The sequence below is a fragment of the Dactylosporangium sp. CA-233914 genome (genome assembly GCF_050942935.1).
Lineage (GTDB): Bacteria > Actinomycetota > Actinomycetes > Mycobacteriales > Micromonosporaceae > Dactylosporangium.
This window is the reverse complement of the sequence record NZ_CP192030.1, coordinates 3740713-3753310: the sequence shown is the minus strand read 5'-3', so window position 1 is coordinate 3753310 and position 12598 is coordinate 3740713. Positions and strand designations below refer to the sequence as shown.

Here is a 12598-nt window from a genome sequence, read left to right as displayed (position 1 = left end):
TCAGCGATACGGTTGGGTTGATGCGTTACGGCGGTCCGGTACGGGTCACTCGACCGGGAGCCGTCCTCGGGCCTGAGCCGGAGTGCGCATCTGTAGGAGGGGCACGCCCTCGCCGTACGTGACGAAGTGGCCCACCGGCCGGATCTCGATGACGCGGCATTCCGCCCGGCGCGCCGCCGGGGCGAGCCGCGCGAGCGGGCCGTCGCCGAGAGCGCCGGGCGGATGCACGATCGCGGTGGCGTGGAAGCTGATCGTCGCCGGCGGGATCGGCATGAGCAGCGACAGGGGGCCGCCGCGGCGCAACGGTACCGTCACCGCGACCTTGCCCGCCGCGGCGATGTGCCGGGCCTTCCAGCTGTCCACCGCGACCGCGACGTACATCCGGTGCCCGTCGAGCGCGTACACGACGCCGCTGGAACGCGGCTCGCCCGCCGGCGTGACGTAGCCGAGCACGGCGAACGACGCCTTCCCGAGGTCCTGCCAGATCAGGTCGGCGGTCAGGGCCTGGCTGGTGTGCACAGACATGGCGCGCTCCTTCCTCGATGCCTCAGCGAACACCGGCCGCCGGCCGGCCGGTAGGGGCGAACGACCCGTGCCGGCCGACCATCGACCCCTACCGGCGGGCGTTGGGCCGCGCCTACCGTCGGTCGCGACGAGGAGGTGCTACGAACCATGGTGCTGGCCGAGAACCCGGTGACTGCCCGGACCGCCGCCCGGCCGGTGGTCGCTCCGGCGCCGGCCGAGACGGTCACGGATCGGATGGCGCCCGCCGTCACCGTGGCCGCGGGTGCCGACGTGGGGCAGGTCGTCGACATCATGCTGCGACGGCGAGCGGCGGCGATAGCCGTGGTGGACGAGTACGGCCGCATCCTCGGTGCCATCGACTCGGGCGAGTACCCCGACCTGTTCGACACCACCGGCGCCCGGGTCGCCGGGACCGCGCGCCAGCGGCGCCGGCGCGAGCGGCGTGCCACCGCGACGGCCGAGGAGCTCATGGCGCCGGCGCTCGTCGTGCCCGCCGCCTGGCCGCCGGCGCGGGCGTGGGCCGCGCTGGCCGCCGCCGGCGCGAGGTTCGCCTTCGTCGTCGACGAGCTGGGCCGCGTCATCGGCGGCGTCACGGTGCGCGGTGAAGCGGTCTGAGTTTTCCGCCTGTTCGCCCGATCGGTGCCAAGCGCGTCTGAAAGCCCGCGGCGCCGCCTCGGCGGGGTCGATCGGCCTGCCGTCCCGGGCCGTGCGACCTGCACGAGGCCGACGAGGGCGGCGTCTGATGGAGGCGGACAACCTCGAAGGGAGGTGTGACATGAGCACCACCAGCAGGCTCTTCCCGCTCGACCTGACCCAGCTGCCGAACACGCTGTTCGGCGTGCAGGCCGTCCGCGTCGAGGAGTACACCGACGGCACCACCTACGTGGTGCGCGCGGAGGCACCCGGTCTCGACCCGGACAAGGACATCACGGTGTCCGTGGTCGGCAACCGGCTGCACATCCGCGTGGAGCGCACGGAGGAGCGCGTCGACAAGGCGCACTCCGAGTTCCACTACGGCACGTTCGTCCGCACCCTGCAACTGCCGCCGAACGCCCGCGAGGAGGGCATCACCGCCGCGTACGTGGCCGGCATCCTCGAGATCCGGGTGCCCCTCACCGGGGCGACGACGCCGGGCCGCGAGATCCCGGTGACCACCAAGCCGCCGCGTACCGCCAAGCAGCAGTGACGGCCGCCCTGGCGGCGGAGAAGGGAAGGTGACCTTCCATGAAGAGGCTGACGTGGCGCGACGGTGTGGCCACCGTGCTGGCGGCCGTCATCCTCGCGTCCTACGCGGCGTACACGCCCGGGCCGGCCGCCACCCGCGTCTTGGGCGCGGCGGTGCTGCTGGCCGGGATCGGCATGTGCATCGTCGGGGCGGCACCGGCGATGGCCCGACCGGCCGGCGCGACGGTGTACGTCGCCGGCGCGCTCGGGCTCGTCACGCTGGTCGCGGCCGTCGTGGCCGTGGCGGCGGCGAGCCAGGTCGCCCTTGCGCTGCAGGTCGGCGCGACGCTCACGCTCTGGCTGTTCACCACGGTGCGGCATGCGGCAACCCGATCCGGCGGCGGGCCGGTCGAGCCGCCACGCGCCGAGGTCCTCCTGGAGCTGCACAAGGACGCGCTGCCACCCCGCGTCGACATCCGTTGACGAGACGGCTGTACCGCGCCGGGCGGCTGGGCAACCGGCCGCCCGGCGCGAATTGTCCAGGGAAGGGACGTACACGATGCGGAGCCTTACGGTCGCGGTCGCCGAGCGCGACGTGCGCCGGCTCCGGGACGCGTCCGCCCGGTGACGTCAGGCCGTACGACGGGTGACGTTCGGCCCGTGCGCCGGGGTGAATGCGGCGACAGGGTGGAACTGCGGGACGGATGTGCCCCGCACCGCGCTGGCAGGAGGATGTCATGACGTACCGAATCGCCATCAACGGCTTCGGCCGGATCGGCCGCGACGTGGTCCGGTGCCTCGTCGAGCGGGGTCTGCTCGGCGGCCCGGTCACCGTGGTCGCCATCAACGACCTGTTCGACACCGCGAGCCTGGCGCACCTGCTGCAGTACGACTCGACGTTCGGGCGGCTGCGGGCCACGGTCGAGATTGACCCCTCCGGCGCCGGCCTGAGCGTCGCCGGTCAGTACATCGAGGTCCTGCGCCAGCGTGACCCGGCGTTCCTGCCCTGGTCCGATCTCGACGTCGACCTCGTCATCGAGTCCACCGGGCGCTTCCGCAGCCGCGACGACGCCGGCGTGCATCTCAAGGCCGGCGCCCGGAAGGTCCTCATCTCCGCGCCGGGCAAGGAGGTCGACGCGACGATCGTGCTCGGCGTCAACGACGCGGCGTACGACCCGGACGTGCACGACATCGTCTCCGCGGCGTCCTGCACGACCAACTGCGCCGCACCGATGGCCCAGGTGCTGCACAACGCGTTCGGCATCGAGCAGGGCATGCTGACCACGGTGCACGCCTACACCAACGACCAGGTCGTGCTCGACGCCCCGCACAAGGACCTGCGCCGGGCCCGGACGGCCGCCACGAACATCATCCCGACCAGCACCGGCGCCGCGAAAGCGATCGGGCTGGTGCTGCCCGAGCTCGCGGGCAGGCTCGGCGGTGTCGCCCTGCGGGTGCCGGTGGAGAACGGCTCGATGACCGACCTGACCGTCCGGCTAGCACAGCCGGCCACCGTGGAGCAGGTCAATGCCGCGTTCGCCGCGGCCGCCGCCGGACCCCTCGCCGGCGTGCTGCGCTACAGTGACGCGCCGCTGGTGTCCCGCGACATCATCGGCGACCCGGCGTCGTGCGTGTTCGACGCCGGCCTCACCGCCGCCGACGGCCGGCTCGTCAAGGTATTCGGCTGGTACGACAACGAATGGGGCTACACCAACCGCCTGGTGGACCTCGCGGTGCTGTTCTCCGGCGCCAAGCGGTAGATCGCAAGTCCCTCTGCCGGTCCGCCTCCCGGACCGGCAGGGGGGTGCCGCAGACGAGGCCCGGCACCGGCCGCGAGCCGAACCTGGAGGCCGCCGCACGACGGCTCGGCCTGCCCATCCACACACCCCACCACGCAACTGCTGCTCGCGCTGGTCACCCGGCTGGAGGCCCGGCGGCCCCGGCCGCTGACCGACGCGCTGCCCCGGGTCGTCGACGGCACCGCGCCGAGCCGCTACCTGCCCGCCTCCGCGGTCGGCGGCGCGCTGTCGGCGGCGGCCCTCGCCGGCGCGATCGCCCTCGGCCGGCGCCGCGAGACCTGAGGCGTACTGCGCGTGGCGGCGCTCGTCGCTAGCATCTACGCCACGCGGTGCGATGTCGGCCCTCGCCGCACAGGACGCCGTCGAGCACGGACTGTGGTGCCCGCCGCGACCGTACTCACGATGTGGATGGTGCCGCCATGTCGGGCGACGATCGCCGCGGCGGCACCGACGCCCGTCGGTACGGCGAGACCGGCGAACTCGGCGACTGTCGGCATGGCCGTCCACCGCCACCACAGCGCCCGGTTCATCGGCGCGCGCAGCCGTAGTAGGCGATGCGCAGGACCTCGCCTGGGCGCTGCACCAGGCGGTCGATCACGGCCATCACGTTCCGACCCGGGTGAGGGCCTGAGCGATGCCGCGGGCCCAGTGACGGACGGCCGCCCAGTCGCGGAAGTCACCGTACGGGGCGCGCAAGGCGGCGACGAGGGCGCGCTCGGTGAAGCCCAGTCGCGCCCGGTGCAGTGCGCCGGCGAAGACCCGGTGCTCGATCGGCCCGGCGATCGCCTCGACACGGCGGGCGTCGACGGCGTGGTCGGCCGGGATCGGCGGGTCGCCGATCGGGCCGCTCGAGAACAGCCAGACCGGGCGGGCGGCGAGCCCCGCGGCGTGGCGTTCGGCGAAGCGCTGGGCAGGGTCAAGCCAGTGCCCGGCGTACACGGCGCTGCCGAGGACAACCGCGTCGTAGCCGTCCAGGCCCGCAACATCGCCCGGGGCACATACCGTCGCATCGAGCCCCTGCTCGGTGAGCACGGCGCCGATCAGCTCGGCGATCTCCGCCGTCGATCCGTGCTTGCTCGCCGCGGTGACCAGTACGTGCATGCCGCACCTCCCGAACTCGACATCTCCACCGTGGCACCGGAGTCCGGCCGGTCGCACGGGCCGGACGTCCCGTCCCGGCGGGACCGCCTACCCGGCGGACGCAAGCTCGTAGCCGGTCACCAGGTCGCAGTCGATACCGATCACGCAGGTCATCGGCTCATCCACCCAGGGCCTGGGGGTTGCTCGACTGTCGCCAGGGTCACCGTGGCCGGCTGAGGTCCCGGTCCCGTGGGCCGGGTCCGTGCAGATCGCGCACAAGGGCGGCGGCCTGGCCGCGGGACGTGGCTTGCAGTTTGCCGAGCAGGTTGCGGACGTGGAACTTGATCGTGTGTTCGCTGAGCTGCAGTTGCTCGGCGATCTGTCGGTTGCGCAGTCCTTGAGAGATCCCGGCCAGGACCTCGATCTCGCGGGCGTTGAGGCGTTGCAGCGGGCCCAGTTCGGGTGTCTCGGCCGGGGAAAGGGGAATCAGCGCACCGATCGTGGTGCCCCAGTGCGGGACGGCGTCGATCTCCCACCGGCCGCCCAGGGCGGTGAGGAGTTCGGTGAGGCCGGGTGCGGGGGCCGGGTCGGCGACGTCGCCGTCGTCGCGCACGGTGATCCGCATGGTGGGTCCGTCCAGGCTCCATGATGCCCGCAGGCGGGTGGTGCCGGGACGGGCCAGGGCGGCCAGGATCAGGCCCCGGGTGAGGGCCCGGGCGGTGTGCGCGAGGTCCTGCGGCAGCATCGTGTTGCCGTCCGGGTCGACCAGTTCGACGTCCGCGTCGGCGTGCCTGGCCAGGTCGATGAGGTCTTGGCGGAGCATGGCGAACGCCGCCCGGGCCGGCTGGGCGATCAGGTCCTCATCGTGGCCCGCGGCCCGGTTCAGGTCGAGTAGCGCGTCGGTGGCCAGGTCGGTCGCGGTCCGGCGGGCAACCGCGTCGGCCAGCCGGTTGGACCGCAGCACGGCCAGGAGCGCGGAGAGGGTCGTCGCGTGGGTTTGGCTGAGGTCGGAGATCGCCTGGGACCGGGCGGCGGCCGCAGCCAGGCTGCCGGCCAGCGGCCCTGGTGCCGGCTCGGCCGCGCGCTGGGCGGCGTCCGCGCCAAAGATGTTCCAGAGCTGGGCGGCCACCGCCAACGCGTCCTCCGGCGGCGCCTCCGCATCGCGCCGCGCGACCGCGAGCACGGCCCCCTGGCCGATCACCGGCGCCGTGGTGAACACGACGAGCTCTCGCTCCCGGCCACCCAGCACCCCGCGGACGAGCATGGGCCGGCCCGGTTCACCCCGTTCGGCCAGCCGCCGCATCTCAGCGCTGGTCACCGCCCGCGCGACCGCCGGGTCACCGGCGACCTTCAGCGGGCTACGCAGGCAGAACCCGGCCAGCATCGCGGCGAGATGATGCGGGACGAGCGGGGCCAGTTCGGCGGCGAACCGCTCGACTCGCTGCTGACTCGGCCCGGATAGCACCCGTTCGACAACGGCCAGCACGTACCCGGGATCCGACCAGCAGGCATCCATGAGCCGATCGTAGGTCGCCCGGCCGGGATACCGACTGCTCGTCCGGCTGTTGAACACTGCTCGTCCGGCTAGCCCGAGTACCCGTTAACACGAGTTTGAGTAGGCGGACAACCACGCAACTCGACGAAAGAGGAACTGTCATGGCGGAATCGCTGACCGGCCGCGTGGTCATCGTGACCGGAGCTTCGTCCGGGATCGGTGAGGCGACGGCGCGGCTGCTGCACGAGGCCGGTGCGGTGCCGGTGCTGGCCGCCCGCCGGGCCGACCGGCTCGACGCGCTCGGCAAGGAACTGGACGGCGCCCTCGCGGTCCCCACCGACGTCACCGACCCGGCCCAGGTACGCGCGCTCGCCGACGCCGCGGTGGCCCGGCACGGCCGGATCGACGGCCTGGTCAACAACGCCGGCGCCAACTACTCGGGGCCCAGCCGGGTCGAGGAGATCGACCCGGCGAAGTACCTGGATCTGCTGAACCTGAACGTGGTTGGTGTGCTGAACGGGATGCAGGCGGTGCTGCCGCACATGCGGGCCGCCGGCGGCGGGCGGATCGTCAACGTCGGCTCCGGCGCGACCCAGGGGCCCCGCTGGCCGGGCGCCGCCGCCTACGTCTCGTCCAAGAATGCGTTGATCGTGCTCAGCGAGGTGGCCCGCGTCGAGCTGGCCGGCGACAACATTCAGGTGACACTGCTGCATCCGACGATGACCGCGACCGAGTTCGGCGAGGGCATGTTCGCCGACCGGACCGCGGCCCGGCCGGGCGGGTTCGTGCCCCAGACCGCCGAGTACGCCGGCCGGGTCGTCCTGCGCGCCCTGCGCACCGGCGAGGCGCGCATCGACATCCCGCACGGCCCGGAGCAACCCGACTTCCCCGACGCCGCCTGACAGGATCCGGTCGTTCAGCGCTTCATCAGCTCATCAACGACTCAGGACACCAGTGCTCCAGTTGCCGGGCGGTGTCGTCGCTGTTCGTGGTGGTGAGCGGGAGTTGCACGTGGAGGCTGGTGCCGGCCCCGTGCGGGCTGTGGAGGGAGATTCGGCCGCCGAGTGCCTCGACGCGGTCTTTGAGGCCGAGCAGGCCGGTGCCGCGGGTGAAGTCGGCGCCGCCGACGCCGTCGTCGCGGACCGCGACACGCAACACGGTGTCGGCACTGTCGGTTTCGACGGTGATCGTGACGGTCGAGGCGTGGGAGTGTTTGGCCGCGTTGGTCAGCGCCTCGGCGACGACATAGTACGCGCTGACCTCGACCTGTTCGGGCAGCCGCCCCTGCACACGCGTGTCGAGATCGACGGGGATCGGCGAGCGGCGGGCGAGCGCGCGCAGCGCGGGGCGGAGGCCGCCTTCGGTCAGGATGGCCGGGTGGATGCCGTGTGAGATCTCGCGCAGTTCCTCCATGGCGCTGGTCACCCCGGCGACGGCGCGGTCGAGTTGTGCGCCGAGTATGTCGAGTTCGGGTGGCAGTGCCGCTTGTGCCGCGCGGAGTTGCAGCGCAAGGGAGACCAGTCGCTGCTGGGCGCCGTCGTGCAGGTCGCGTTCGATGCGTCGGCGGGTCTGGTCGGCGGTGGCGACGATCCGCGCTCGTGAGGTGTTGAGCTCGGCGCGGCTTTCGGCGTTGGCGATGGCGGTCGCGACGAGTTCGGTGAAGTTGGCCAGTCGTTGCTCGGTGTCCTCGGGCAGCGGTTCGCGTCGGGACCCGACGCCGATGGCGCCCCAGATCCGGCCCTCGGCCTCGATCGGGGTGGCGACGGCCCAGCGGGCTCCCTCGGGGAGGCTCGCCCATTTCGGGAGGTCCACGTCGCGGCGTGCCGCCCGGCCGGTCGCCTGGACCGACGCCATAGCCGAACGGGGGTGGGGTTTGCTTCGCGAACCGGGTCGGGTGTGCTCGTACCCGTAGCCTCCCATGAGCGTCGCGTCCCCGTCCGGCTCGAACCGTACGATCGCCGTGCCGTCGACGCCGAACAGCGCGCCGACCTCGTCGGCCACCGTGGCGAACACGAGCTCGGGTCCCGCGCCGCGGGCGACCAGGGTCGCCACCCGCCGCAACGCCGCCTGCTCGTCGGCGACGCGGCGGAACTCGGCGTAGAGCTGGGCGTTGTCGAGGGAGACGGCGAGCTGGCCGGCGATGAGTTTGACGCCGTCGAGCCGTTCGGTGGTGAAGGCGCTGCGGATGAGGCGGTTTTCCAGTAGCAGCACTGCCTGCAGGGTGCCGCGGCCGATGACCGGCACAGCCAGCAGCGAGCAGCAGGTGAGGCCGGTGAAGTACGGGTCGCGGGCGAACCGCTGGTCGCTGGTGGCGTCGCCCACGACCAGCGGCTCACGCATCCGCTGGGCGTAGCGCAGCACGGACATCGGCACCACGCGTTCGTAGTCGGTGCCGCTGACCGGGATGACGCCGCCGTCGCCGCCGGGTGCGGGCAGCAGCCAGTCCCGCCGGTCGGCGCTCCACAGCAGCAGGTGGACGCCGGTGGCGCCGGTCATCGCGCTGAGCACCTTGACCAGGCGGGAGTGCAGTCCGTCGACGTTGGTCTCGGAGCTCAGCGCCTGCGAGGCGGACAGGATGCCGAGCAGGTCGAGCGTTCCGGTCGTGACGGTGGCCCGCTGACGCAGGACACCACCGGGCTGGTCGGCGCCCTGCCCGGCGCTCGCACCGGCTCCTGGCCGCAGGGTTGGGTACGCCCAGTCGAGTTGGTCGACTTTTGCGGTCGCGCCCCAGGCGAGGTACTCCCGGCGCGCTTCGATGAGCAGGTTGTAGCCGGTGTGTTCGAGGCCGTGGGCAAGGTAGAAGCGGGCCGCGTGTTCGGTGATCAAGGCCCGATGCCACGGCCGCTCGCGCTGCGCGACCTCACGCAGCGCCGCCTCGAAGCCGACAACACCCCCGTGGAAGTCGCCGACCGCCCAGGCCCGCTCCGCCTCGAGCAGCCGCAGCAGATGCTGGAAGTTCACCGGCGCGTCCGTGGCGCGGGCGGCCATCCACCGCAGCACCTCGTCCAGTTCGGACAGCAGACCGTCGCGCTCGCTACCGCGGCCGGCTCGGGCCTGCCCGGCAAGGGCCAGCCCGCGCAGCAGATGGGCCAAGGCGGTCGTGTAGATGCCCTGGGCAGCCGATATCAGTGGCATCGCCGCCGTAGTGTGCCGCGTCAGGCCGGCCAGATCACCGAAGCCGGCAGCGGCGAGCGCATGGATGACATGCGCGTTGAGCAACGCCACCGGGTCGTGGCGGTATCTGTCGGCGTGTCCCGCCTCATCGGCTGCGGCTGCGCTTTCGCCGCGCAGCACATCAGCCAGCCACCGGTAGCTGTTGAGCAATCTTGCGGTCTGCTCGTTGCCGCTGCGCCGAACGAAGGCCAGACCAGCCTCCACCTCGGCGACGTAGATGTCCAGCGATGGCGCGCAATCCAGCAGGCCCACCACGGTCGGGTAGTAGGTGTATCCGGCGAGGGCCAGGTCACCCCCCACGATCAGCCCCTCCCGGGCCCGCCGGCCCATGAGGACGACGTTTTCGATCGGTTCGAACCAGCAACACCGAAGAGCGAACCGAAAGCGCGCCTGGGAGGTGTCGGGCTCGTAGCCGCGGGCGTCGCCCAGCGCCAGGATCCGCCGCATCGCCTGGTAGAAGGCACCATAGTCCCCGCGCAGCACCGCAGCGGTGGCGGCGGCGCTGGCCGGCCCGATCAGGGTGGGAGCCGGGCCTTGCTCGATCCAGATCCGCAGCGCCTCCAGGCTCAGCCAGCCGTACGTGGCGTATTGAGCGGCGAGGTAGGCCGCCGGCAGGACGGCATTGATCAGACGGATCGCGGCGAGCAGCGTCGGCTCGGTGATCTCCGGCCGGGTCAACTCGCCGGCGTCGTCGGTGTGGTCCAGCCACCGGTACAGATAGGTGAACTGGTGGTCGAGCTCGATCGGGAGCCGGTCCGGAGACGGGACGGCGATGCCGAGCTCCCGCAGCGACGCCAATCCGAGCCCGATCGCCTCCACAAGACGGTTTCGGTGGGTCAGGCTGCGCGCCTGCACAACCGTCGCGTTCGCCCGGTCCAGGGCGTTGGTGCGCAGCCCTACGATCGTGCGGTACTCCTCGTCCGCCTCGTCCAGGCGCCCCAGGCTGTACAGGGCGGCGTGGCGGCCGGTGCGCACCTCGACGAGCGTGGCGACATCGCCAGGGTCGACGAGCCGCGCGGCGGCGGTCAGCAGCGCGTTCACCAGCGCGTATTCCCCGATCAACGCCACCTGGCCGGTGGCGCGCCGCAGCAGCCCCACCACCCGGCGTCGCTCCGCGGCGTCGTCGAGCGCGTCGACCACCGGCAGGTACTGCTCCGCCGCGGCCGCGAACCACTTCGGCATCCCGGCCAGCCGCCGTGCCATCGCCAACTGCAGCGTGCGGCGCCGCTGCGGAGCCAGCCCGCGCAGGATCACCTCGCGGATCCGGTCGTGGCGGAACCGCACCACCTCCCGCACCCCGGGCTCCGCCACCAGCAGGCCCTCGTTGAGGGCGGGCGCCAGAGCCTGTTCCACCACGCCCGCCGGCACGGCGGTGGCAGCCTGCAGCAGGCCCACCTCGACACGCCCGCCGAGGCACGCCATCGCCTCCACCACCTGCCGCAGCATCGGCGGCATGGCACCAACACCGGCCGCCAGTAGCCCGGCGACGTCGAAGTGGCCCAGGTGAGTGCGCACGGACGCCGCGTCCCACCGCCACCCGGCGCTCGTCGCGGTCAGCACGCCGTCGCGGCGCAGCGCGTTGAGCAGCTCCACCGTCTCGTACGGATTGCCCGACGTGTGAGGTTCGATCATTTCGGCCAGCCCCGCCGCCGCGGCCCGGCCCTTGTGCAGCATCTCCGCGACCATGGTGATCGTGTCGGATACCGGCAGGTTGGTCAGCCGCAGGTGCCGCACTCCGGCCTGCTCACGCCACCGGGACAGCGACGCCGCCAGCGGATGCCCCACGTCCACGTCGTCCCGGTACGCACCCACCAGCAACAGGCCGTCGACCGGCTCCTCACTCAGCATCAGGTCCACGACGCCCAGTGGCATGCGACCCGCCCACTGCAGGTCATCGACGAACACCACCAGCGGCCGTTTCCGCGAGGCCACCGCGCGCAACACGTCCACAGCCACTCGCTGCGCCCGAACCTCCGCGGTCAGCGGATCCCCCGGGTCGGGCGGCACCCGCAGCAGCGCCGCGAACTCCGGCAGCACCGCGGTCAGCAGACCTGCGTTCGGCCCGACCGCCGCCAGAAGCCGTTCGCGGACCTTGGCCAGCTCATCCTCCGGCTCGGCCAGCAGCAACCGACCCAACGCGCGAAACGCCTGATGCACCGCGTCGAATTCCAGATCCCGCCGGTACTGGTCGAACTTGCCCGCCACGAACCAGCCGTCACTGCTGGTCACCACCGGCCGCAGTTCATCGATGAGTGCTGTCTTGCCCACTCCCGGCGCGCCGCCGACCAGCACCCCGCGACACCGACCCGAGAACGCCTCCTCGAACGCCGCCTCCAGCATCGCCGCCTCCGCATCACGGCCCACCAACCGCGATGGTGGCAACAGCCGGAGCGGAACGTCATGCTCGCCGACCCGAAGCCCGGCCGCCGCCCGCGGGCCGGCGTCCCGCAACCGCTCCAGGTCGTAGACCACGCCGTCGGCGGTCTGGTACCGGTTGTCCGGCTCCTTCTCCAGCAGATGCAGGATGATCTCGGACAGGGGCCGCGGCACGGCCGGGTTCACCTCCCCCGGCGGCACCGGCACCCGCGCCAAATGATCGTGGGTGAGCCGCAACGGGTCCCCACAACCGAACGGCGGCGCGCCCGTCGCCAACTCATACAGCGTCGCACCCAACGCGTACAGGTCCGCACGCTGATCCACCGCCCGGCCGGTACGCCCGGTCTGCTCCGGCGCCAGATACTCCAACGTGCCCACGATCTCGCTGTGATGCGTGAACTCCGGGCGGAGCTCGGCCAGCGACGACGCCGACCCGAAATCCACCAGGCACGGCGCGCCGCCGCGGGAGATCACGATGTTCGCCGGTGTGATGTTCCGATGCAGCACACCCCGCCGGTGCATCCCCGCCACCGCCCGGGCCAACCCCACCGCCAGCCCGACCAGGTCATCGACGGTCAGCGGCTTCGGCAGGTCAGCCAGGCACGAGCCACCGACGTCCTCCACCACGACCGACCCCGGACACCGTGGCGCCTCCGCCAACTGCGCGACCCCCTCGACACCGCGCAACCGCTGCAGAATCGCCGCCTCGTGCCGCACCCGCCGCTGCGCGTCCGGTCCCAGCGGTTCCTTTCGCACCACAGCCCTCCCGGCGACAACGAGCCGTGTGACACGTGTCCGCTCGCTCTCATGCAGTGCTTCGGGCTCGAACAGGCGCATCTCTGCCCGCCGAACCTCGCCCGCCAGCTCACTCGGCCACATGTCGCCTCGCCAGACCCCAATGCTCCAATCGAACGCCGACGACACGGCTTAAGCCCTGTTTACACCTATTTGAGGGCGAAGGCGAGGGCGTGATCCGGGACGCTGG

9 protein-coding genes are annotated in these 12598 nt (G+C 72.3%); 5 read left to right on the top strand and 4 right to left on the bottom strand.

The annotated features are described in order from the left end of the window. Nucleotides 1-45: 45 nt before the first annotated feature. Nucleotides 46-525, bottom strand: a complete 480-nt coding sequence (locus tag ACQPY0_RS17240) for a pyridoxamine 5'-phosphate oxidase family protein (protein ID WP_432989924.1) — start codon at nucleotides 523-525, stop codon at nucleotides 46-48. A 147-nt stretch (nucleotides 526-672) separates the two neighbouring features. On the opposite strand from ACQPY0_RS17240, the gene ACQPY0_RS17235 reads away from it, so the two are divergent. From ACQPY0_RS17235 to gap, 4 genes are all read left to right on the top strand, one after another. Beyond that, nucleotides 673-1140, top strand: a complete 468-nt coding sequence (locus ACQPY0_RS17235) for a CBS domain-containing protein (RefSeq protein ID WP_432989922.1) — start codon at nucleotides 673-675, stop codon at nucleotides 1138-1140. 160 nt (nucleotides 1141-1300) lie between these two features. Further along, entirely contained in the window at nucleotides 1301-1711 is a 411-nt protein-coding gene (locus ACQPY0_RS17230; protein WP_432989920.1) for an Hsp20/alpha crystallin family protein, read from the top strand. Between the two features lie 38 nt (nucleotides 1712-1749). Beyond that, nucleotides 1750-2172: a hypothetical protein gene (locus ACQPY0_RS17225; RefSeq protein WP_432989918.1), complete on the top strand. Its 423-nt coding sequence runs from the start codon at nucleotides 1750-1752 to the stop codon at nucleotides 2170-2172. Nucleotides 2173-2426: 254 nt separating this feature from the next. Further along, complete coding sequence (gene gap / locus ACQPY0_RS17220) at nucleotides 2427-3449, top strand: type I glyceraldehyde-3-phosphate dehydrogenase (RefSeq protein ID WP_432989916.1); 1023 nt, start codon at nucleotides 2427-2429, stop codon at nucleotides 3447-3449. 642 nt (nucleotides 3450-4091) lie between these two features. On the opposite strand, the gene ACQPY0_RS17215 is transcribed toward gap, so the two are convergent. Continuing rightward, a complete protein-coding gene (locus tag ACQPY0_RS17215; RefSeq protein WP_432989914.1) occupies nucleotides 4092-4589 on the bottom strand; it encodes a flavodoxin domain-containing protein in 498 nt (165 codons plus the stop codon). A gap of 199 nt (nucleotides 4590-4788) precedes the next feature. Continuing rightward, nucleotides 4789-6084: a LuxR C-terminal-related transcriptional regulator gene (locus tag ACQPY0_RS17210; RefSeq protein WP_432989912.1), complete on the bottom strand. Its 1296-nt coding sequence runs from the start codon at nucleotides 6082-6084 to the stop codon at nucleotides 4789-4791. Nucleotides 6085-6224: 140 nt separating this feature from the next. On the opposite strand from ACQPY0_RS17210, the gene ACQPY0_RS17205 reads away from it, so the two are divergent. Next, the gene (locus ACQPY0_RS17205; RefSeq protein WP_432989910.1) at nucleotides 6225-6965 is read left to right on the top strand and encodes an SDR family oxidoreductase; all 741 of its coding nucleotides are present in this window, start codon (nucleotides 6225-6227) and stop codon (nucleotides 6963-6965) included. Between the two features lie 25 nt (nucleotides 6966-6990). Here ACQPY0_RS17205 and ACQPY0_RS17200 read toward each other — a convergent pair whose 3' ends face one another. Then, nucleotides 6991-12369: an AAA family ATPase gene (locus ACQPY0_RS17200; RefSeq protein ID WP_432989908.1), complete on the bottom strand. Its 5379-nt coding sequence runs from the start codon at nucleotides 12367-12369 to the stop codon at nucleotides 6991-6993. Nucleotides 12370-12598: the final 229 nt, after the last annotated feature.